This window comes from Acetobacter estunensis, assembly GCF_011516945.1.
In the GTDB taxonomy this organism is placed as follows: domain Bacteria; phylum Pseudomonadota; class Alphaproteobacteria; order Acetobacterales; family Acetobacteraceae; genus Acetobacter; species Acetobacter estunensis.
Map to the genome: position 1 here is coordinate 41,684 of NZ_WOTH01000002.1, position 20,037 is coordinate 61,720.

Below are 20,037 nucleotides of genomic sequence, written 5' to 3' on the forward strand. Positions count from 1 at the left end.
TCATAATTCTGTCGAAAATATAAATATTGGACAGAATCCGAGATGAATGTGTCCGTCTCATTCACTGAACTGATTTCCAAACAAAAAGACTATTTTATACCGGATAACCGCCTTCTGTGACATGGCTCGAACGGACAGTTGCCCTTGCAGCCCGGCGTCGTCCATGAGACTTCGCAGGATAAGTTCAGGTTGCAGGAGAGGGAGCGCCCATGCCGTCTGTCGCATATTCAGAGATGCCACCGCTGCTTGCGGCAGGGGTTGACCCTGAAGCTGTAAACGTAGTGGGCGGCACGGACCCAACGTCTCCTTTTTTGCTGGTGAGCGATCATGCTGGGCGGACCATTCCACAGGCTTTGGGGGATCTTGGTGTGTCGGCCGAGGAGCGGGCTCGACATATCGGCTGGGATATCGGCATCGATGGCGTGGGGCGTCGGTTGGCGGAGAAAACCGGAGCTTTACTGATCGAGCAGGCGTATTCCCGCCTTGTCATCGACTGTAACCGCGCGCCCGGGCACCCGACGGCCATCGTCACCGCTAGCGATGGCACGCCCGTTCCTGCGAATGCGGATATTTCAGCGCAAGACGCGGCTGCCCGTACCTGCGCGATTTTCGAGCCGTATCATGTCCGGATCGGGCAGGAACTCGACCGTCGCGAAGCAGATGGGCGCGAGACGTTTCTGATAGCGCTGCACAGCTTCACGCCCATTATGCGTGGAATAAAGCGGCCATGGCATTGCGGTATTCTTCACAATCACGATCCGCAATTCGGTCATCTGCTAATGGAACTGCTGCGTGAGGAGGGCTTCACCGTTGGCGACAACGAGCCGTATGAGCTGACGGATACCAGCGACTACACCATTCCGGTTCATGGTGAGCGGCGAAAGATCCCCCATGTGGAGATTGAGATCCGTCAGGATCTGATCCCCGGTTGGGAAGGGCAGGAAGAATGGGGCGACCGGCTTGCCCGCCTGCTGCCTCAGGCTGTGGCGCATTATCATGCGCGTTATGGACGTCACCCCGATGAGGAAACCAGCCAATGAGCGGCCCGTGTATCACCGGAAAAGCACGATTGGCGGGTGTGATCGGTCAGCCGGTCAGCCACTCGCTTTCGCCCGTTCTGCACAATTATTGGCTGGCGCGGCACGGGATCGATGGTGCTTACGTGCCACTTTGTGTGGCTCCGGAAGCGTTCGAGACAGCCATTCGGGGCTTACAGGCAGCTGGGTTTCGTGGCGCGAATGTCACTATCCCTCACAAGGAAGCTGCTTTTGCCATTGCGGATGAGGTCGATCCCATGGCCCGCATCGCAGGTTCTGTGAACACGCTCGTGTTTCGTGAGGACGGAACGATCCATGGGGCGTCCACCGACGGGTTCGGTTATATCGCAAGCTTGCAAGTCGAAGGTGTTGCGCCTCCAGCTCTGGCAGCGCGGGGGCCCGCGCTCCTTCTCGGGGCGGGCGGGGCCGCGCGGTCCATCGCGGTCAGTCTTCTGGAGCAGGGGATTGCGGTTCGCCTTGCAAATCGAACAGCCGCGCGGGCAGCGGAGCTTGCCGCGAGCATCACCGCTGCGTGGACAAAACATGCCGGGCAGTCGGGCGCTGACGTGACCGTTTGCTCGTGGGACAGTTGGGAGGAAGAGCTTGGAGGCATCTCGCTCCTTGTAAACACGACCTCCCTCGGCATGGAGGGCGGCCCCAATCCTGCGTGGAAGCCAGATTTGTCACGCGCCGGTTCCGATCTTGTCGTGTCGGACATAGTCTATGTCCCACGTGAGACGCCGCTACTGCGAAGCGCTGCGGCGCATGGTCTCAGGACTGTGGGCGGCCTTGGCATGTTGCTGCATCAGGCGCGACCGGGCTTTCGTGCGTGGTTCGGGGCGGATGTCGAAGTGGATGAGGCGACAGTCAGGCACGTGCTGGCCGCTTTGCATCGCTGAGTCTTATGAAGATTCTGGGACTGACAGGTGGAATGGGCATGGGCAAAAGCACGGTCGCGCGGATGTTCCGTGAGGCCGGTTTGCCGGTGTTTGATTCCGACGCAACCGTGCATCGTCTTCAAGGTCCGGGCGGGGCTGCGGTTGAATCGATAGGAAAGCTGGTGCCCGATGCGCTGCATCTCTCTGGAGGGCAGAGCACGTTGGATCGTGGGGCATTGAGGAAGGCCGTTGTGGCGGACCCGGCTTTGATGCGGGAACTGGAAAAGATCGTTCATCCTCTCGTGTTTGCGGCACGCGACCGTTTCCTCAAGCGTTGCCGACGTCGTGGATGTGATTGGGTCGTGCTGGATGTGCCCCTTCTGTTCGAGACAGGAGGAGATAAACGCTGCGATAAGGTGGTCGTTGTGTCGGCGCCGCGTCGCACACAGATAAAACGGATAGCCCGTCGGCGTAGTCTGAACGCTGTGGAAACCCAGCGTCTGATTGCCCGGCAGATGTCCGATCGGGAGAAACGTCGGCGTGCGGATGTGGTCATCCGTACAGGGCTTTCGTTTGCCGACACGCGCAAACAAGTGAAAGCATTGATCCGGGAGTTGCGGTCATGAAACGTGCGGTGCTGTTCGATACCGAAACCACAGGACTGGAAGCTACGGGCGGCGACCGGATCATCGAGATTGCGGCTCTCGAAATGATGGGAGATCTTCCAACGGGAAAGACTTTTCATGTTCTGATCGACCCTGAACGTGACATTCCTGAGGAAGCCTCACGCGTTCATGGGTTCACACTTGCGGATCTCGAAGGAAAGCCGAAATTCGTCGAGGTGGCACAGGGGTTTCTCGATTTCATCGGTGAAGACGATCTGATTGCCCACAACGCGACCTTCGATTTCGGCTTCATCAACGCCGAACTGGCACGTGTTGGAAAAGCGCCTCTCGATCCGGCGCGGAAAGTGGACACGCTGGAACTTGCGCGGGAACGATTTCCGGGCATGCCCAACAGCCTCGACGCCTTGTGTCGCCGGTATGGGATCGATCTCTCCGAACGTACGACCCATAACGCGTTGCTCGACTGCAAGCTGCTGGCCGAGGTCTATCTCGAACTCATGGGCGGCCGTCAGCACGGTCTTGGACTGGGCGTGGAAGAGGGCGATTCTCCCGCCGTTCGCTATAGCGGCCCGATGGGGCGTACGCCCGTTTTGATCCGTCCCGATGAAAAAACTCTCGCGGCACATCGACTATTTGTGGAAGCCATGCCGGACCCGATGTGGCTCAGGGATGAGCCGACTGCCGCGGACTGATCCTCACGCCACAAGTGTGACAATAGCGGCCAGCCCCTGCGGAGAGCGGTTGCGGAGTACGACATTTCCCCCCAGACCACGGATGATGGTTCGGACGATGGCCAGTCCCAAACCTGTGCCTCCCGTTTCACGATTACGGCTTTCCTCACCCCGGACGAACGGCTCGAACATTCGTTCCAGATCGGCCTCATCCAGACCGGGACCATCATCTTCAATCGTCACAATGACGCGTCCGTCTTCAGGGGGGGCGACCGTTACCCGTGCTTCACCACCATAGAGAACCGCATTGTTGACCAGATTGGTGAAAGCGCGTTTCAGACTGAGGGGACGTCCGCGAATAACGATTTGCGGTGGATTTCCCACAAGTTCGATGTTGTCTGTGTGATCGGGATGACTTTCGGCCACATCGTCCACGACTGTCTGAAGGAGCGCTGTCAGATCGAGGGCAGAGATTGCCTCACGGGATGAACTGTCTCGTCCAAACGCCAGAGTGGACTCCACCATGGCCGAAAGTTCATTGAGATCGTTGAGGAATTTTCCGCGCATGACATCGTCGTCGATGAATTCCGTGCGCAGTTTCAGGCGCGTTATGGGCGTACGCAGATCGTGGCCGATGGCCGAGAGAATTTGTGTGCGTTCGGCAACAAAACGCCGAATGCGTCGCGCCATCGTATTGAAAGCCGCCGCAGCGCGGGCAACTTCCACGGGGCCGTCCTCAGAGAGCGGTGGCGCGGTATCATCGGGCACGAAGTTTTCGGCCGCTGCAGCCAGAGTACGCACGGGAACGAGCAGGCGTCTCACGCCCCATACGATCAGAAACCCGCCGCCGGCTGTCATGAGGCCAAGGGCTATGGGAAAAGTGGGCGAGTCAAAAGGATTGGGAACGGGCAGCCAGTACCGGATGACGAGCCAGCGATCTTCGTCTGGAAGTTGCAACGCAATGCCGCGTCCACGTCCTGAGCCTTCGGGCAGCATCATCACCTTCCGGGGGAACCATGGCGGCCCCATCCGCCGGAAACGGAACTGTGAGGGACCGGAAGGAAAGCCGAAAATATCCGGCGGAGGCATCGCGGAACAGGCTTCGGCGGATGGGTGCTGGTTCCGAAGAAAAGGGGGGATATCGGCGGGATCGTGACATTCGGGGGCTGAGAAAGGCGGGATGAGAGGCATACCGAGATGATCGTCTTCCGGTCGCGGCCCTCCATTGTCCCTTGGAGGGAATGGAAAATGTCCTTCTCTTTCAGCAAATGGTGGCATTCCATCGAAGCCACCCGGCCCACCACCTCCGCCGGGTCCACCCCCGCCCTCGGGGCCGCCACCTCCGCCCGGCCCGCCACCCGGTCCTGCGGGCGGCAGAAAGAGCATGGTTCTTACAAGGTGCCGAGGAACCTCAACTGTCAGGTCTTCATCGGGTTTCGATGCCAGATGAACCGTGAAATCATCGGGAAGCGAAAGATGTTCGACTTCATCGGTCCGTTCGGAGGGTGGGTTTTCCGCCACACTCCGATAGATCATCATGGCACGAACCGTCGCGCGATGCGCGGCAAGCCGTTCATCGAAGCTCATGCGGTCGAGAGTCTCGATGGTCAGTCCGAGCACTTCAAGAACGGCGAAGCCGACGATCAGAAGAAGGCTCATCCGTGCCGCCAGTGTGCGCGGCATGAAGCGTGCGAATCTGGTCGATGTGCTGCGAAGCATCCAGAGTCTCAGGAGTTTTCAGGAATGAAAATAGCTCCGAGAGAACCGCTTTCAGCGCCGCTCGACATCGGCAGCCAGCACGTATCCACCTCCGCGAACAGTCTTGATGAGCTGGGCGTTACGGCCATCATCCTCAAGCTTTCGCCGCAGGCGGCTGACAGCAACGTCAATGGCGCGGTCAAACGGCCCAGCCTGACGCCCCCGGAGGAGGTCAAGCAGCATGTCACGGGTCAACACACGGTTGGCACGCTCCAGGAGAGCCAGCAGCAGATCGTATTCACCACCTGTCAGCGCCACTTCTGTCCCTTGGGGATTAAGAAGCCGCCGACGGGCGAGTTCCAGCGTCCAGCCTGAAAATACGATTTCGCGCACATCACCCGATCCAGCGTCGGATGAACTGTCGGCGCGGCGCATGACGGCACGTATGCGGGCCAGAAGTTCGCGTGGATTGAAAGGCTTGGAGACGTAGTCATCCGCTCCGAGCTCCAGACCGATGATGCGGTCTGTCTCATCTCCCATAGCGGTGAGCATGATAATCGGGACATTGGCCTGCGAGCGCAGCCAGCGCGCGATGTCCAGCCCGGTTTCACCCGGCAGCATCAGATCCACCACGACCAGATGATAATGCCCCTGCGCCCACAGTTTGCGGGCTTCCCGCCCGTCGCGAGCACTGGTGACACGCATCTGGTTGCGCTCAAGAAAGCACGAAAGCAGATCGCGAATTTCCCGGTCGTCATCAATGACCAGAATATGCGGTATTGGGTCCATGTCAGACCTTATAGGACAGATGAAGGGGCCTGTGCAGGCCATGTTGCACTCCGTTGCACTTGAGCACGAAAATGCGACATAGCCCGATGAGCCTTTGAGGATGCGAAAAGCTGGATCATGATGATAGCCTGAATACCGAAGCGGGAAGTAAAAATGCGTTCAGCCAATGCGCGTTTTCATGGATGGTTCATCTCGTCTTTCCTGACGGGCTGGATCATCGCGTCATGCGGATGTGCATTTGCTCAGGACATTGCACCTTCTTCGCAGGGCACGGGCACATCTGCCGATCCGCCCGGCTTTCCCCTTTTCAATCCCGTTCCAACAGATACGTCCCGCGAAGCGGTGTCTCCATCTCCGACGCCAGACGGGACGAGCGGCGATAACCCCGACCTGCGTATCACGTTGCCTGTCGGACCCATCGCTCCCACACAGAAAGATGCGTCTTCCATTGAGGGAGAGATCGGTCACGAACGGCTTGACGGGTTGATTGACCGGGAGGTTCTGGGCGCAGACGGTCACGTCCTCGGTCATGTCGTGAATGTTCTGATCGGATCGGATGGGGAAATGCGGGCCGTAGTGCTCGATATCGGCGGGTTTCTTGGCGTTGGCAGCCGCCGTGTTGCCGTATCGAGCGTCCTTCTGACGATTAATCGCGATAGCGGCAAGAATCGCACAATCACTCTGTATGTTCCCGATCAGGCGATCCGTTCCGCTCCTCAATATGACCCGGATGCTCAGGATGTTTCTGTCCTGACAGGGCCACGGGTTGCGCCAGCGTCAGCATATCCCGCGAAGGAAATCACGCCTTCGGGCGCTTCTCAGCAAAGTGATCGGCCCTCTCCATGACTTCACAAAGCTTTTTCACGCGTTTGCAGGAGAGATAAGGCGGAGAATGACCGTGCTGAAAGGACTGCCACACAATAGCGGACTGGGGCTGGATGGTGTCAGTTTCTTTGTGGCCAATCTTCAGGCGGCTTTCGGACCTTTCATTTCCGTCTATCTGACCGAGGAGCATTGGACTCAGGGCGAGATCGGCATTGCGCTGAGTATCGGTTCGGTTACGGCCATGGTCAGTCAGGTGCCAGCGGGAGCGCTGGTGGACGCATTGGTCAACAAGCGGCGAGTGGCGGAAGTTTCGATCATCGCGATCATCCTATCCTGTCTTCTCATGGCCATCATGCCGCAGCGCCTGCCTGTTGCCTTGGCCGAAATCCTGCATGGTCTGGCAAGCTGCACCCTCAATCCCGCTATCAGCGCCCTGACGCTGGGTGTCGTGGCAGCACGTCTCGCGCGTGATCCTGTGGGGGCAGGAGGGGCGCTGGGAGTACGCTTCGGGCGCAACGCCAGTCTGGCCGCGATCGGCAACGCTCTGTCGGCCGGACTGATGGGAGCCGCAGGTTATCTGGTGTCCGCTCGGGCAACCTTTGTTCTGGGTGCGCTCATGGCTGTGCCGGGACTGCTTGCTCTGCGGATGATTGAGCCGGCGGGCACGCCATTAGACGAAAGTGCAGCAGGTCTTGCGGAGGGTGAGCGACCCGAGCGCGCACGGGTGCGTTCGGTTTTAGCGTTGCTACGGGAGCGGGGACTGTTTTCGTTTGCTCTATGTATCGTGTTCTTTCATCTCTCCAATGCCGCCATGCTGCCGCTTGCTGCCGGACAGATCACGAAAGAAGCCGGTCGGTCGGCGGAAATCGTTATTGCAGCCTGTATTTTAGGGCCGCAGCTTCTCGGTGCTTTGCTGTCTCCGTTTTTTGGCCGATGGGCCGAGAGAATCGGACGTCGTCCGGTGATGCTCGGCGCTTTTCTTACGCTTCCCTTGCGAGGCGCGCTTCTCGGTTACGTCTCCGATCCCATACCGATCGTGGCCGTACAGATGCTCGATGGCGTCAGTTCAGCGGCATTTGGGGTCATGCTGCCGCTGGTGACAGCGGATCTGACCCGCCAGACCGGGCACTTCAATCTCTGTATGGGGATGCTGGGACTGGCGATGGGGCTGGGGGCGAGTTTCAGCACTACGCTGGCGGGTTCCGTGGCCGATCATTCGCTGCCGGAAGCCTTCGGACTGCTGGCGGTTTGCGGTTTCGTATGTGTTCTGGTGGTCGCCTTCATGATGAAGGAGACGGGCCCTGATTCCAGCAAACGGCCCGATGTGAAAACATGAGACCGTCGTTCAGCCCGTAATGAGACGACACCATTCCTCACGCAGGATGGTGTCCAACTGCGCGATCGTTATATCCAGTCCCAGATTGCGTAGACTTGTCACGCCGTGTTCACGGATGCCGCAGGGAACGATGCCTTCGAACGCGGACAGGTCCGGGTCCACGTTGATGGAAATGCCGTGCCAGCTCACCCAGCGGGTCACGCGCACACCGAGGGCGGCAATCTTGGATTCCGCGCCGGTCGCCGCGTCTACCACCCACACGCCCACACGGCCTTCCCGGCGTTCCCCCGTCACACCGCACCGGGCAAGAGTGGCGATCACCCAACTTTCCAGAAACCCGACATAGGCCCGCAGATCGCGGGGCGGCAGAGGGCCATGCTGTCGGGTGAGATCGAGCATGGGATAGGCCACCCGCTGGCCGGGACCATGATAGGTCCATTGCCCTCCACGACCGGCAGGATAGGTAGGATACCCTCGCGGATTGAACAGGTCGGCTTCTTTTGCAGACGTGCCCGCCGTGAAGACCGAAGGGTGTTCGAGCAGCCAGATCCGTTCCTGTGCGCCGTCCGCACGAATGGCGCGTGCCGTCTCTTCCATACGCGCCAATGCCAGCGGGTAGGGGACAAGTTCATCCGAGCGCTCCCACAGGATATCATGCTCGCCGCCGGGAACGGTTCCACAGGAGTGCGGGGGAGATGAATCTTTCACCCGAATCGCAGATTCGGACATTGCGGCATCCTCAAGCATCGGTTATACGCCCTCCAACTTCAGCCGGTATCACTCAAACGATGCCGGTTGTCACGGGCGGCCGTGGCGGAATGGTAGACGCGCAAGCTTGAGGTGCTTGTGGGGGAAACCCTGTGGAAGTTCGAGTCTTCTCGGCCGCACCAAAGTTTCCGGACATCCGGATACCCATAATGTGAGTTGATTTGGATCAAAGAGTTCTGCCCTCCGGGCAGGGCTGGATCGCAGGAATTGCGATCTCCTCGCATTTGTCACGTTTTTAACAATCTTAACCACTAGAACGATGCGGCCTGTGCGATCTACAGTCGCGCTACAGCAGCATTACGCGCCGCGCATCCTTCGGAGTGTGCGGCGCGTAATGCTTGGTGTCTGCACATGAGCATAGAAGGTGCCGCTTCGTGACAAAACCTTTGCGTAAAGCCGTTCTCCCCGTTGCCGGACTTGGAACCCGCTTTCTTCCGGCCACCAAAGCCATGCCCAAGGAAATGCTGCCCGTCGTTGACCGGCCGCTGATCCAGTACGCGGTCGATGAAGCCCGCGCGGCCGGCATCAAGGAGATCTGCCTGATCACCGGTCGCGGCAAGGATTCCCTCATTGATTATTTCGATGTCGCGTTCGAGCTTGAGTACACCCTGCGCGAGCGCAACAAGGTCGAAGCTCTCAAGGCGCTGGAACCCAGCAGCATCGAAGCCGGTTCGCTTGTTGCCGTCCGTCAGCAGGAGCCGCTCGGGCTTGGTCACGCCATCTGGTGCGCCCGCAGCTTCATCGGTGACGATCCGTTCGCCATCCTGTTGCCTGACGACATCGTGCAGTCCGGTGTGCCGTGCCTCAAGCAGCTTGCCGATGCGTATTACGCGACCGGCGGCAGCGTTGTGGCCGTGGAAGAGGTTCCTCGTGAGCGCACCAATCAGTACGGCATTCTCAAGCCGGGCAAGGATGACGGCAAGCTGGTGGAGATCGAAGGGCTGGTCGAAAAGCCCAAGCCGGAAGATGCGCCGTCCAACCTGTCCATCATCGGCCGTTACATCCTGACGCCCGAAATCATGCCGTTCCTTGCTCTTCTTGAGAAAGGTGCGGGCGGTGAAGTGCAGCTTACCGACGCCATGGCCAAGACGATCGGCAAGACGCCGTTCCACGGCCTGCGTTATGAGGGCAAGCGCTTCGATTGCGGCAACAAGATCGGCTTCCTTGAGGCACAGATCGCGTTCGCGCTGGAGCGCCCCGATCTGGCAAACGACGTCAAAGGCTTCCTGAAAAACTATACGGCGTCACTCTGATGAGCTTTCGGCATACGTTCGAAGCCACGAGCCTCCGCGAGTATGATATTCGCGGAATCGTGGGTAAGACGCTGAGTGTTGAGGATGCGTTCGCGATCGGACGTACCTTCGCCAGCATGGTGATCCGCAACGGCGGCAAGACCGTGGTGATCGGCTATGATGGCCGCGTTTCCTCGCCGTCGCTGGAAGAAGCGCTGGTCAACGGCGCGGTGGCTTCTGGCGCGGATGTGACGCGCATCGGCCGCGGTCCCACGCCGATGCTCTATTTCGCTTCCGTCACGCTCAAGGCGGACGGCGCGATCATGGTCACCGGCAGTCACAATCCGGCCAATTACAACGGCTTCAAGATGATGATGGCCGGCAAGCCGTTTTTCGGCGAGCAGATCCGTCATCTCGGTCATCTGTCCCACAAGGGCGACGTCGTGCCCGAGACCAAGGGCACGGTGAAGACCATCGACATCAAGCCTGAGTATGTGGCGCGTCTGCTTCAGGATTATGATGGCGGTGATCGCAAACTGAAGGTTGTCTGGGACAGCGGCAACAGTGCTGCAGGCGATGTTCTGCCCGCGCTGCTTGCCAAACTGCCGGGCGAGCACACGCTCCTCAATGGTGAGGTGGATGGCACGTTCCCGGCCCATCATCCCGACCCGACCGTGGCCAAGAACCTTGAGCAGCTTATCGAGGCTGTGAAGGCGCAGAAGGCCGATCTTGGCATCGCCTTCGACGGTGACGCGGATCGCGTGGGCGTGGTGGACGACAAGGGGGGCATCCTTTGGGGTGACCAGATCCTTGTCCTGCTGGCGCGTGACGTGCTGAAGAACCATCCGGGCGGCACGATCATCGCGGATGTGAAGGCGTCTCAGGTTCTCTTCGACGAAGTGAAGAAAGCCGGTGGCGAGCCGCTGATGTGGCGCACGGGGCATTCGCTCATCAAGACGAAAATGGCTGAGACAAAGTCACCGCTGGCTGGCGAGATGTCGGGGCACATCTTCTTTGCCGACAAATGGTATGGTTTCGATGACGCGATCTACGCTGCCATCCGTGTGCTGGGCATCGTTGCCCGCATGAAGGAGCCGCTGTCGGCGTTCCGCGAGAGCCTGCCGCAGACCGTCACCACGCCAGAGATCCGCTTTGACTGCGACGACGTGCGCAAGTTCAAGGTGATCGAGGAAGTGGCGGAACGCCTGCGCAAGGATGGCGCGGATGTGTCCGAGATCGACGGTGTTCGTGTGAACACGCCGGATGGCTGGTGGCTGCTTCGTGCGTCCAACACGCAGGCCGTGCTCGTTGCACGCTGCGAGGGCAAGAGCGAGCAGGGGCTGGACAATCTCAAGGCAGCGCTTGCACGGCAGCTTGAACTGTCCGGTCTGGAAAAGCCCGACTTCTCAGGTGAGAACGCCGGCCATTGAGGTCTGCTTTCCCAGAAAAGGAGTGGCGTTTCATGAGTGATGATACGTTTCGCTCCTTTCTGGAGCCGGGCCAATGGGTCCGGCATCCCGATCACCCTCAATGGGGTGACGGGCAGGTTCAGTCCGCCATCGGATCCCGCGTGACCGTCAATTTCGAGCACATGGGCAAGGTGGTGCTCGATGCCCGTGTTGTGACGTTGCAGGTGATCTGACACTTCCGGCTTTGCCGTGGGTCGGTTGCGGGCATATATAGTACCAATGCAGTCCGGTCTGATCGACTCCCAGGGCAGACACGTGTCCTATCTCCGCGTCTCGGTTACGGACCGATGCGATATGCGCTGCCTTTATTGCATGGCGGAGGAGATGGAATTTCTTCCCCGCGACGATGTCCTTACATTCGCTGAGCTTGATCGCATCTGCACGGTGTTCATCCACCGGGGCGTGCGGCGTATCCGTCTGACGGGAGGTGAGCCTCTGGTCCGGCGGGGGATCGACGGGTTTGTGCGGGAACTTGGGCGCTGGACAACAGGCAGCGCTCCGGCAAAGCTGGATGAACTCACTCTCACTACCAATGGTACGCAGCTTCCGGTGCATGCCACCGCATTGAGAGCGGCGGGTGTGCGCCGCATCAATGTGAGCATGGATTCACTCGATCCGGCGCGCTTCGCCAGCATTACGCGAAGAGGCACGCTGGAAAGAACGATAGCGGGCATCCATGCTGCGCGTGAAGCGGGGCTGGAAGTGCGCGTGAACACGGTGGTCATGCGCGGTGTGAACGACGATGAACTGGACCGCCTCATCGCATGGTGTGGGGAAGTCGGTGCAGATCTGTGTCTCATCGAGACCATGCCCATGGGCGAGACGGGAGATGATCGCACCGAACATTATCTTCCGTTGGGAGAGGTTCGCCGCGATCTTGCCCAGAAGTGGCATCTTGTTCCGCTGACGGATCGGAGTGCGGGACCTGCGCGTTATATGCGGGTGGAAGAAACCGGTCGTCGTCTGGGGTTTATAACCCCGCTAAGTCACGACTTCTGTGCGACCTGCAATCGGGTAAGGGTGTCCTGCACCGGACAGCTTTACACATGCCTCGGGTCCGATGGCGCGGTCGATCTTCGTCGGATCCTGCGAGAAGGCGGGACGGACGACGATCTGCTGACGGCCATCAATCTTGCGCTTGCTTTCAAGCCGGCCCGTCATGATTTTTTCATTCCCCAAGAGGGGCAGGATGTGCGCGGGCCCACCCGTTTGATGAATGTGACGGGAGGCTGATCCGGCATGTGTCGGTCATGCGGTTGACGGTATCCATTCCGCCCCGGAAACTGGCGTGGAAGCACATTCGGCACTGAATGTTGGGTTTTTGGAAACGAGTCCCGTGTTGAATGATGGAGACTCGGGACAAGAGGCAGGAATGAACGGGAACACCAAAGTTACGCCAGTCATCCGCGATATCGTCGAGCGGTCGCTGGAGGAAATCGAAGACTCGCTTGAGGCACGGATCGTGTTGGCCTTTGAGTCAGGGGCGCGGGGCGCTGGCACGCCTTCACAGGACAGCCCGTGGCGCATTCATTTCGTGTTCGTTCATTCGCTCGACTGGTATCTGCGCCTCACTCCCGGCGCGGACAGCGTCGATCTGCCAGTATCGGATGATTTTACGCTCACGGGTTGGGATATCGGGCGTCTTGTTCGCGCCATGAAAAATGAAAATCCCGGTGCAACAGCGTGGTTGCGTAGCGCCATTGCGTGGCGCGCGGACGAGGATCTTCTTTCCCGTCTCGAAGCCTTGCAGCGTCGGAGCTGGCAGCCGGGGCAGGAGTTCCGACGCCAACTGGATGAAGGTGTGAGTACCGTCAAGGGATGGCCGTTTGGTCACACCATTCTTCTGGATCAGTATTTTACCGCCCTGCGCGCGACCCTGTCCGCCCGTTGGATTGCTGATGGACGTGGCCCACTGCCAGGGGATTTCCAGGAACTCTGTTACGATATGGATGCCGACTTACACGAAGAGATTATGAAGCTTGTGCAAAAGAAGGCTGAGAGTCCGTTGAGCATTCCATTGCCGCCTTCGCGTCATTCCGAGGTGTTCATGGAGGCCGAGCAGAAACGGTTGAAAGATCTGGTGTTGCCATCTGGTGTTGCAACATCCGCAAAACCATTCGACCGGCTGTTTGCCGATACGGTTCGTCGCTTCGGCTGATAGGATTGCGGATAGGAAGGACAATAAGATGAGCGAGACCGAACAGGACCAGATCACCGAAGTGCGGCTTCTCGCCCGTCAGGTCAATCTTCCGATTCCCGTGGCCTGTCTACCGGGTGTTCAGGCCAATCTGGCCTTTTTGAGAACGCATGTGGATCTGGTGGAGAGTGTATCTCTTCCCGATGATTGCACGCCCGCTTATGTGTTTACGCCATGATGGGCGGGGGGCTTACGGCGACAGCCAATCGTGTGCGGTTCGGCATCCAGTCAGCACATGAGATCGTTGAAACAGCGCTGCATGAACTGGAAACGCGCGATCATGCGTGGCATTGCACGACGCGGCTGTTATCCGAGCGTGCCCTTCGCATGGCGGACACGGTGGATGCCCGCATCAAGGATGGCGATCAGGTGGGACCGCTTGCGGGCGTGCCATTCGGGGTAAAGGCTCTCTTCGATCTGGAGGGGATTACGACCACGGCGGGTTCCGTTGTGCTGAAGGGAAATCCCCCGGCCCGTCGGGACGCCGCAGTTATCCAGCGTCTGATCGCGGCCGGGGCCATTCCCGTTGCCACACTCAACATGGATGAGTTCGCATACGGATTCGTGACGGAAAACGCGCATTACGGCACAACGCTCAATCCTCATGACCCAACCCGGCTTGCGGGTGGATCTTCCGGTGGTTCGGCGGCGGTCGTGGCAACCGGGATTCTGCCTTTTGCACTTGGTTCTGACACCAATGGCTCGATCCGTGTGCCAGCGGCTCTGTGCGGCGTGTGGGGTCTTCGCCCGACACAGGGCGTATTGCCGCTGGAAGGCGTGTATCCTTTTGCCTCTAGCCTTGACACCGTAGGGCCGCTGGCTGCGCGCGCGGAGGACCTCCGCTGTGTATTCGAGGCGATGAGTGGAACCCCCGTCGCCGATATCGACGATGTCATGTCCTTTCGCGTCGCGCGTCTGGGAGGATGGTTCGCCCATGATTTGCCGCCTGCGTTGCTGGAAGGGCTCGACAGGATCATGGCTTTTTTCGGCAGTTCCCACGAGATCGAGCTGTCCGGGGTGGAGCGGGCCCGTTCAGCGGCATTCGTCATTTCTGCATCCGAAGGCGGTAATCTTCATCTCCCGCGACTGCGTAAATGTCCGATGGATTATGATCCCGCGACCCGTGATCGCCTGATGGCGGGAGCGCTTCTACCCGCAGCAGCGTTCATTCAGGCCCAGCGATTACGCAATGCTTTTCGCAACTGTTTGCGTGAGCTTTTCAAAACAACGGATATTCTCATCGCTCCGACTGTTGCGGGTGTTGCTCCACGTATCAACGCCTCCACCATTCTTGTGGATGGCAAATCTGTTCCGGCTCGCGCCAATCTGGGCATTCTGACCCAGCCTCTCAGTCTTGGAGGGATGCCGGTTCTGGCGGCTCCGCTGGCGCCTCATCCCAATGACGCAGAACCCAGACTTCCGGTGGGCGTGCAGCTTATTGCCGCTCCCGGCCGGGAAGATGTGCTTTTCGCGGCAGCACGTGCACTCGAACAGGCTGGTATTTTGGGCTATCTCACGCTTGCGACAAGCTGATTTCGGATTTTTGTCGTTCTGTTTCTAAGCGCAGGAATTAGATGCTCGGCATGTCATGACGAATCAGTCAGCGTTGAGGTGGTCTCCTTGCCGCTTCTGATTGAGGAAAGAAGGGCGCCCAATGCTCTGGCATGAGGGAGACGAAAGAGATTCGACAGCCGATCTAAAGCTCGGTTGCTCTTTGTCGGCCGTTGCTGGCAGCATCAATGTCGCAGGTTTTCTGGCAGTAGGATTTTATTCTGCCAACATGACGGGGAATGTCTCGATCATTGCTTCTGCGCTTGAGCAGGGAAAGATAGAAGACGTTCTCTTGGTTGCGGCTCTCATTGGCACGTTTGTCTTAGGAGCTTTTCTGGCCACTGTACTGATGAATGCCGGTCGCCGCCGTGAGCTGCGTTCCATCCATGCGTGGAGCATCATGCTGGAAGCCGGCTTACTTGCGGCTTTGGGTGTTTTCGTCATCATCCATCCTCAAGAAAATACTCAACCGGTCATGGTTTATGGGTTCAGCTTTCTTATGGGGTTGCAGAATGCGACGGTCACCCGAATATCCAATGCACGTGTTCGGACCACCCATGTGACGGGTCTTCTGACGGATATCGGCACGGAACTGGCCGACTGGCTTGGCGGACGCTTTGTTCCTCTCGATTCCAAGGAGCGGCGAGACAGTCGGGAAAAGCTCAGACTTCACGCTGCCATCGTGTTGTCTTTCGTGATTGGCGGTACAATAGGCGCTGTTTTCTATACGCGCTGGCACGGCTATTTTCTGGTGTTCGTCGCGTTGTTTCTTGCTGCCTTGGTCATTGTTGGAGCGGATCGCCAAAACAGCTGAATTCCTTGCTCGGTTCGTTTAATTCGGACGTATGCCGAAGTAACATTCCAGAAGTTCCACGTTCCGAAGATTGGCCTTGAAAGCGACATCGACGACGTCTCCCACAACTGGCACAAAATCCAGTCCAGCTTCCACGATGATGTTGAGAAGCATTTTTCCAAGAACACGTGTCGGCACTTGCAGTTGCCGCGCCTCCCATACAAAGAAAAGGGAGATCGCTGTCATGACCAGTGTGCCGCCCACTGGCAGTAGCCCTATAATGGCGTCCGCCCCAAATCGCCACCGCGTGCCCGGGATTTTCAACGCCGCATCAAGCAGCCATGCCAGCTTCCGCAGACGTGCCACACGTTGCAGTGTGTCCGTTCCGAGAGGAGGAAGAATGTCGCCGTGAAAAGCGGTGCTCATGTTCATTCCTTAAACATGGGAGGCCTGTATTTTCTGCACAAGAAGCTTGATGCGGAATCGATTCAAGTCTGTTATGGGGACGCGGCTTAGGCCATTACGCCTACGTTCATCATTATTCCATAAGCTGGTCGAACCAGGATCGGGATCCCATCGGACAATGTATCTCCCTGCTTCGGTCACGGTCGCTCGCGACAGTTTCCTTCTGGCCTATCCGGCCTTTTTCTCCATCATCAATCCGCTGGGCGCTGCAATCATCTTTCTGCAGGCGGCGGGGGACCATACCGCAAAAGAACGCGCTGATCTGGCGCGTCTGGTGGGGATCTACACTTTCAGCATTCTGATGGTATCCATCTGGGCAGGTAGCCTGCTGCTTGGCTTTTTCGGTATTACCATCAATGCCCTTCGTCTGGCAGGCGGCCTGTTTGTGGCGCGTGGCGGCTGGGTGATGCTGCAAAGCCCCGAAGACACCGAGCACAAACGGCAAAGCCAGATCATGCAGGATGACGGCACGCCGGTCTCTTCACCCAACTGGCGCGATATTGCATTTTTCCCGCTCACCATGCCTTTTACGGTGGGGCCGGGCACCATGTCGGTTGCGATCGCTCTGAGTTCGGGGGATAATGGTCGAAATTCGCTCGCATATGGCGTGGGTATTTCGATTGCAGCAGCAGCTTCGGCCGTGACGGTCTGGGTGGCCTATGCTTATGCGGAGCGTCTCACATCCATGCTCGGTGTGACCGGCACACGTATTCTGAGCCGTCTGGCGGCCCTGATTCTGATGGCGATCGGGGTGCAGATCATGGCTGGTGGAGTGATCGGTTTCATGCAGGAGGCCATACGTTCGAGTGGCCTGGCTGCGCATTAGACCGGCGTGACTGGTTGCTCAAGGGCGAGCCGCACTTCTTTCCTCAGGGCGGGCAGAACTTCGTCTCCGAACCACGGGTTCTTCCGCTCCCATGCCCCAGTTCGCCACGATGGATGGGGAAGAGGGAAAAATTGAGGGAGATAGTCCCGGAAATGCGCCACCCGATCCGACACACGGCCTGCACCAAGCACATAGTCCTGCGCATAAGCTCCCACGAGCAGCGTAAGGCGAATATTGGGCAACTCAGCGAGCACCTCTTCGCGCCATAAAGGTGCGCATTCACGGCGGGGCGGCCTGTCTCCACCCTGTGGTAGGCGACCGGGGTAGCAGAAGCCCATTGGAACCAGCGCGACTTTCTCCGGATCGTAAAAAGTGGAACGATCCATGTTCAGCCAACTTCGCAAGCGGTCCCCAGAAGCGTCATTGAAGGAAATGCCGGTTTCATGGACCTTTGTGCCCGGTGCCTGACTGGCGATCAGCAGTCGTGCGCGCGGCGAGACATGGAGGACGGGACGTGGTCCCAGGGGAAGATGGGCGGCGCAGGCCGTGCAGGCTTTTATCCGCTTCAAAAGAGCTGCCAGTGTTTCATCACTCATGAACATGGCCCTCCTGTAGGAGGTTCTGGACAAAACGCGGCACGATCTGAGTGGCGGTGCCATAAGCCGCTTCATTGAAAAGCACGGCATTTCCAGAAGGAACCAGATTGAGTTCGACGGTATGAGCGTGTCCGGACGCCTGTTCCACAAAACCTGCTGCCGGATAAACGGTGGCGGAGGTGCCGATCGCTACAAAAAGATCGCAACGTGCAATGGCCGAAAGAATGCGCTCCATATGCAAGGGCATTTCGCCGAACCAGACGACATCTGGTCGCAGAGTGGGTTGGTCACATGCCGGACAACATGTTTCCGGATGACAGTCTTTTTCCCAATGGAACGTAATGCCGCAGGTGGAGCAACGTAGCCGCTTCAATTCGCCATGCATGTGCAGGACATTTCGGGAACCGGCACGTTCGTGTAGGTCGTCGATATTCTGCGTGACGAGCAGAAAAGCATCGTCTTCGCTGGGATGATAAGCATTTTCCAATGCAGCCAAGGCTTCATGTGCCGGGTTAGGATGGGCGGTTTGTAACTCGCGACGTCGTTGATTGTAGAAGTTATCCACCAAAGTAGGATCGCGGGCAAAGCCTTGTGGTGTACAGACATCCTCCAGCCTGACCCGGGACCAGATGCCGCCTTCATCGCGAAAGGTTTCAAGTCCGGATTCCCGACTGATGCCCGCGCCTGTAAGGATAACGATACGCGACATCAGGGGATCGACCGTGTCGAGAACTCTGTGTTGCGACTAAATATCTGCAGCGCATTTTCGGATTTTTTTGACATTTTTCGACTATAGACGATGTGATAATTCCGGTTGAGTTCTTCCATCAGAAGGGACCGTGTGCGTGTATTTTCGCCATCGGGTCCGATTTTTTCAATGAAGATATAGCGTGGCTTCTGCATCAGTACATGCTGAATTTCTGTAACAGGATTCATCCCGGTGGCCTGCGCTTCCATTGCCTGATGGAAATGGCCGGGGAAGGGGTGTGTTGTGAGATGACACCACGGCACCCTATCGTAGGGAGCCACAGGCCCTTCGTAGACGAATACGCAGCCGGAAGGCTTTGACAAAACCTGCATGAATTCTTCCATGGTGTGTCTGTCACCATGTCGTCTCGCATAATCACCCAGCCTTTTCTCCCCCCAGATCGTTCCCATTACGATGAGGCTGACAAGCCCGATACGCCCATTGGTCCGGTTCCATAGGGGAGCGTTGATCAGCGCCAGTGGAAGAAAGGTGGGGAGAGCATAGTGATTATACCACCCGCCAAAGACGACAAGACCGAGGCAGGAGGATGCCGCCCAAAGTTCGAAAAAGCACACTGGTACGGAATATCGTGAAACCCTTGGTATCGTGAAATACGTCAAGATCCCTCCCAATATTAGAGGAAGTTCAACGGCGACAATATGTTTTATATTATTGAGAACGAGTTCGGTCGGTCCTTCCGATCGAAGGAAAATGGAATTGATATTGGCGAATACCCACTCTTGGCCATGCCCCTCCAGATAATAAAAAGCGGCCACCAAACCGGTGGGCAGAATGGCAACTCCGATCCAGAGGCTGGCGTCCAGAAGAGTGGATATCCACGATCTAGCTATTCTGCGGTCATACCAAAGAAGAAAACAGCCGAGATAAATGCCTTCAAAAACAACAGTATATTTTATCTGCAACGCCAGTCCAAAGAGCGCCATGGCTTCAAGCCCGGTGCGACGGATATGTGCAGGACCGGCCGGTTGGAGAAGAACCTGAAACACGACCCGTGCCATGGCAGTGGCAACGAGCAGGTTATAAAAGACCGGGGATTGTCCGCCTTCTCCGCCAGAAAGTTCGAGCCAGCAGATATAAAGAAGCGCCGCAGCGATAGCTCCCCCAAGAGGGGCAATCGTTCGGGCCATTTTCATGATGAGAAAAGAAGTGCGCCAGACGCTCAACAGTGCCGCGATTTGATAAACCCAGATGCGGTAGGGGCCGAATAAATGGAAAAAAGCATAAAGAAGAAACAGGCCGACTGGTTTTCGATCCCAGATATCCACATAAGGGATATTGCCTTGCAAAATACGTCCGCCGACAAAGAGGTAAAATTCTTCATCGACATGGACGAGAGGGTTACCAAATGTCTGAAAGCGGCATAGAATGGCGAAGGCCAGCAGAAGAAAAGCGATTTTTACTCGTGTTGTCCGGCAATCAGGATGAGGCTGCATCACAATCGTCTCTTTATCCTGATAGCGGAAAAAGAACTTGCAAGCATGAGGCGCTCTTTCGGTCTATTGCAACGAATA

22 protein-coding genes and 1 tRNA gene are annotated in these 20,037 nt (G+C 57.9%); 16 read left to right on the top strand and 7 right to left on the bottom strand.

Annotated features, from left to right (window positions below; genetic code table 11):
- Nucleotides 1–233 precede the first annotated feature (233 nt).
- From GOB87_RS01335 to dnaQ, 4 genes are read left to right on the top strand one after another with little or no spacing between them, the layout of a single operon-like run.
- Nucleotides 234–1,040, top strand: a complete 807-nt coding sequence (locus tag GOB87_RS01335; protein WP_194303167.1) for an N-formylglutamate amidohydrolase — start codon at nt 234–236, stop codon at nt 1,038–1,040.
- Complete coding sequence (locus GOB87_RS01340; protein WP_166312749.1) at nt 1,037–1,936, top strand: shikimate dehydrogenase; 900 nt, start codon at nt 1,037–1,039, stop codon at nt 1,934–1,936. The genes GOB87_RS01335 and GOB87_RS01340 overlap by 4 nt, the downstream gene beginning before the upstream one ends.
- Nucleotides 1,937–1,941: 5 nt before the next feature.
- Complete coding sequence (gene coaE, locus GOB87_RS01345) at nt 1,942–2,541, top strand: dephospho-CoA kinase (protein ID WP_166312750.1); 600 nt, start codon at nt 1,942–1,944, stop codon at nt 2,539–2,541.
- Complete coding sequence (gene dnaQ / locus GOB87_RS01350) at nt 2,538–3,233, top strand: DNA polymerase III subunit epsilon (protein WP_166312751.1); 696 nt, start codon at nt 2,538–2,540, stop codon at nt 3,231–3,233. The genes coaE and dnaQ overlap by 4 nt, the downstream gene beginning before the upstream one ends.
- A 3-nt stretch (nt 3,234–3,236) precedes the next feature.
- Here the strand turns inward: dnaQ and GOB87_RS01355 are convergent, their stop codons facing one another.
- Together GOB87_RS01355 and GOB87_RS01360 are read right to left on the bottom strand one after the other, a co-directional pair.
- Nucleotides 3,237–4,895 (bottom strand): ATP-binding protein, encoded by a 1,659-nt coding sequence (locus GOB87_RS01355; RefSeq protein ID WP_242006091.1) that lies wholly within the window; start codon nt 4,893–4,895, stop codon nt 3,237–3,239.
- Nucleotides 4,896–4,982: 87 nt separating this feature from the next.
- Nucleotides 4,983–5,699: a response regulator gene (locus GOB87_RS01360; protein WP_166312752.1), complete on the bottom strand. Its 717-nt coding sequence runs from the start codon at nt 5,697–5,699 to the stop codon at nt 4,983–4,985.
- Between the two features lie 153 nt (nt 5,700–5,852).
- Here GOB87_RS01360 and GOB87_RS01365 point away from each other — a divergent pair, with 153 nt between their 5' ends.
- Nucleotides 5,853–6,545: a PRC-barrel domain-containing protein gene (locus GOB87_RS01365; protein ID WP_166312753.1), complete on the top strand. Its 693-nt coding sequence runs from the start codon at nt 5,853–5,855 to the stop codon at nt 6,543–6,545.
- A 46-nt stretch (nt 6,546–6,591) separates the two neighbouring features.
- Nucleotides 6,592–7,860, top strand: coding sequence for an MFS transporter (locus GOB87_RS01370; RefSeq protein ID WP_166312754.1), 1,269 nt, complete (start codon nt 6,592–6,594; stop codon nt 7,858–7,860).
- A 9-nt stretch (nt 7,861–7,869) separates the two neighbouring features.
- Here the strand turns inward: GOB87_RS01370 and lipB are convergent, their stop codons facing one another.
- Nucleotides 7,870–8,589: a lipoyl(octanoyl) transferase LipB gene (lipB, locus tag GOB87_RS01375; RefSeq protein ID WP_166312755.1), complete on the bottom strand. Its 720-nt coding sequence runs from the start codon at nt 8,587–8,589 to the stop codon at nt 7,870–7,872.
- Between the two features lie 75 nt (nt 8,590–8,664).
- Between lipB and GOB87_RS01380 the strand changes: the two genes are divergently transcribed.
- The 9 genes from GOB87_RS01380 (at nt 8,665) to GOB87_RS01420 (ending at nt 15,891) form a co-directional block, all read left to right on the top strand.
- Nucleotides 8,665–8,750 (top strand) — tRNA-Leu (locus GOB87_RS01380).
- Nucleotides 8,751–9,002: 252 nt separating this feature from the next.
- On the top strand, nt 9,003–9,881 hold the full coding sequence (galU, locus tag GOB87_RS01385) for a UTP--glucose-1-phosphate uridylyltransferase GalU (protein ID WP_166312756.1): 879 nt from the start codon (nt 9,003–9,005) through the stop codon (nt 9,879–9,881).
- The gene (gene pgmG / locus GOB87_RS01390) at nt 9,881–11,290 is read left to right on the top strand and encodes a phosphoglucomutase/phosphomannomutase PgmG (protein ID WP_166312757.1); all 1,410 of its coding nucleotides are present in this window, start codon (nt 9,881–9,883) and stop codon (nt 11,288–11,290) included. The genes galU and pgmG overlap by 1 nt, the downstream gene beginning before the upstream one ends.
- Nucleotides 11,291–11,322: 32 nt before the next feature.
- Complete coding sequence (locus GOB87_RS01395) at nt 11,323–11,502, top strand: DUF3553 domain-containing protein (RefSeq protein WP_166312758.1); 180 nt, start codon at nt 11,323–11,325, stop codon at nt 11,500–11,502.
- A 46-nt stretch (nt 11,503–11,548) separates the two neighbouring features.
- The gene (gene moaA / locus GOB87_RS01400) at nt 11,549–12,562 is read left to right on the top strand and encodes a GTP 3',8-cyclase MoaA (RefSeq protein ID WP_166312759.1); all 1,014 of its coding nucleotides are present in this window, start codon (nt 11,549–11,551) and stop codon (nt 12,560–12,562) included.
- A 139-nt stretch (nt 12,563–12,701) separates the two neighbouring features.
- Nucleotides 12,702–13,487, top strand: coding sequence for a nucleotidyltransferase domain-containing protein (locus tag GOB87_RS01405; protein ID WP_166312760.1), 786 nt, complete (start codon nt 12,702–12,704; stop codon nt 13,485–13,487).
- A gap of 28 nt (nt 13,488–13,515) precedes the next feature.
- On the top strand, nt 13,516–13,704 hold the full coding sequence (locus GOB87_RS01410; protein ID WP_166312761.1) for a DUF4089 domain-containing protein: 189 nt from the start codon (nt 13,516–13,518) through the stop codon (nt 13,702–13,704).
- The gene (locus tag GOB87_RS01415; protein WP_242006092.1) at nt 13,704–15,059 is read left to right on the top strand and encodes an AtzE family amidohydrolase; all 1,356 of its coding nucleotides are present in this window, start codon (nt 13,704–13,706) and stop codon (nt 15,057–15,059) included. Before GOB87_RS01410 ends, GOB87_RS01415 begins: the two co-directional genes overlap by 1 nt.
- Before the next feature lie 121 nt (nt 15,060–15,180).
- Entirely contained in the window at nt 15,181–15,891 is a 711-nt protein-coding gene (locus GOB87_RS01420) for a YoaK family protein (RefSeq protein WP_166312763.1), read from the top strand.
- A gap of 18 nt (nt 15,892–15,909) precedes the next feature.
- Here GOB87_RS01420 and GOB87_RS01425 read toward each other — a convergent pair whose 3' ends face one another.
- Nucleotides 15,910–16,296, bottom strand: a complete 387-nt coding sequence (locus GOB87_RS01425; RefSeq protein WP_166312764.1) for a DUF4112 domain-containing protein — start codon at nt 16,294–16,296, stop codon at nt 15,910–15,912.
- Nucleotides 16,297–16,453: 157 nt separating this feature from the next.
- Here GOB87_RS01425 and GOB87_RS01430 point away from each other — a divergent pair, with 157 nt between their 5' ends.
- Nucleotides 16,454–17,161: a MarC family protein gene (locus tag GOB87_RS01430; RefSeq protein ID WP_166312765.1), complete on the top strand. Its 708-nt coding sequence runs from the start codon at nt 16,454–16,456 to the stop codon at nt 17,159–17,161.
- On the opposite strand, the gene GOB87_RS01435 is transcribed toward GOB87_RS01430, so the two are convergent.
- From GOB87_RS01435 to GOB87_RS01445, 3 genes are read right to left on the bottom strand one after another with little or no spacing between them, the layout of a single operon-like run.
- Complete coding sequence (locus tag GOB87_RS01435) at nt 17,158–17,757, bottom strand: uracil-DNA glycosylase family protein (protein ID WP_166312766.1); 600 nt, start codon at nt 17,755–17,757, stop codon at nt 17,158–17,160. The genes GOB87_RS01430 and GOB87_RS01435 overlap by 4 nt on opposite strands.
- Nucleotides 17,750–18,466, bottom strand: coding sequence for an NAD-dependent deacylase (locus tag GOB87_RS01440; protein WP_166312767.1), 717 nt, complete (start codon nt 18,464–18,466; stop codon nt 17,750–17,752). Before GOB87_RS01440 ends, GOB87_RS01435 begins: the two co-directional genes overlap by 8 nt.
- On the bottom strand, nt 18,466–19,959 hold the full coding sequence (locus GOB87_RS01445) for an ArnT family glycosyltransferase (protein WP_166312768.1): 1,494 nt from the start codon (nt 19,957–19,959) through the stop codon (nt 18,466–18,468). The genes GOB87_RS01440 and GOB87_RS01445 overlap by 1 nt, the downstream gene beginning before the upstream one ends.
- Nucleotides 19,960–20,037 lie beyond the last annotated feature (78 nt).

Bases quoted from the DNA above. Each gene is read 5' to 3' on its own strand.
- GOB87_RS01335 (WP_194303167.1), top strand. From the start codon at position 234: ATGCCACCGCTGCTTGCGGCAGGGGTTGACCCTGAAGCTGTAAACGTA.
- GOB87_RS01340 (WP_166312749.1), top strand. From the start codon at position 1,037: ATGAGCGGCCCGTGTATCACCGGAAAAGCACGATTGGCGGGTGTGATC.
- coaE (WP_166312750.1), top strand. From the start codon at position 1,942: ATGAAGATTCTGGGACTGACAGGTGGAATGGGCATGGGCAAAAGCACG.
- dnaQ (WP_166312751.1), top strand. From the start codon at position 2,538: ATGAAACGTGCGGTGCTGTTCGATACCGAAACCACAGGACTGGAAGCT.
- GOB87_RS01355 (WP_242006091.1), bottom strand. From the start codon at position 4,895: ATGCCGCGCACACTGGCGGCACGGATGAGCCTTCTTCTGATCGTCGGC.
- GOB87_RS01360 (WP_166312752.1), bottom strand. From the start codon at position 5,699: ATGGACCCAATACCGCATATTCTGGTCATTGATGACGACCGGGAAATT.
- GOB87_RS01365 (WP_166312753.1), top strand. From the start codon at position 5,853: ATGCGTTCAGCCAATGCGCGTTTTCATGGATGGTTCATCTCGTCTTTC.
- GOB87_RS01370 (WP_166312754.1), top strand. From the start codon at position 6,592: ATGACCGTGCTGAAAGGACTGCCACACAATAGCGGACTGGGGCTGGAT.
- lipB (WP_166312755.1), bottom strand. From the start codon at position 8,589: ATGTCCGAATCTGCGATTCGGGTGAAAGATTCATCTCCCCCGCACTCC.
- pgmG (WP_166312757.1), top strand. From the start codon at position 9,881: ATGAGCTTTCGGCATACGTTCGAAGCCACGAGCCTCCGCGAGTATGAT.
- GOB87_RS01395 (WP_166312758.1), top strand. From the start codon at position 11,323: ATGAGTGATGATACGTTTCGCTCCTTTCTGGAGCCGGGCCAATGGGTC.
- moaA (WP_166312759.1), top strand. From the start codon at position 11,549: ATGCAGTCCGGTCTGATCGACTCCCAGGGCAGACACGTGTCCTATCTC.
- GOB87_RS01405 (WP_166312760.1), top strand. From the start codon at position 12,702: ATGAACGGGAACACCAAAGTTACGCCAGTCATCCGCGATATCGTCGAG.
- GOB87_RS01410 (WP_166312761.1), top strand. From the start codon at position 13,516: ATGAGCGAGACCGAACAGGACCAGATCACCGAAGTGCGGCTTCTCGCC.
- GOB87_RS01415 (WP_242006092.1), top strand. From the start codon at position 13,704: ATGGGCGGGGGGCTTACGGCGACAGCCAATCGTGTGCGGTTCGGCATC.
- GOB87_RS01420 (WP_166312763.1), top strand. From the start codon at position 15,181: ATGCTCTGGCATGAGGGAGACGAAAGAGATTCGACAGCCGATCTAAAG.
- GOB87_RS01425 (WP_166312764.1), bottom strand. From the start codon at position 16,296: ATGAGCACCGCTTTTCACGGCGACATTCTTCCTCCTCTCGGAACGGAC.
- GOB87_RS01430 (WP_166312765.1), top strand. From the start codon at position 16,454: ATGTATCTCCCTGCTTCGGTCACGGTCGCTCGCGACAGTTTCCTTCTG.
- GOB87_RS01435 (WP_166312766.1), bottom strand. From the start codon at position 17,757: ATGAGTGATGAAACACTGGCAGCTCTTTTGAAGCGGATAAAAGCCTGC.
- GOB87_RS01440 (WP_166312767.1), bottom strand. From the start codon at position 18,466: ATGTCGCGTATCGTTATCCTTACAGGCGCGGGCATCAGTCGGGAATCC.
- GOB87_RS01445 (WP_166312768.1), bottom strand. From the start codon at position 19,959: ATGCAGCCTCATCCTGATTGCCGGACAACACGAGTAAAAATCGCTTTT.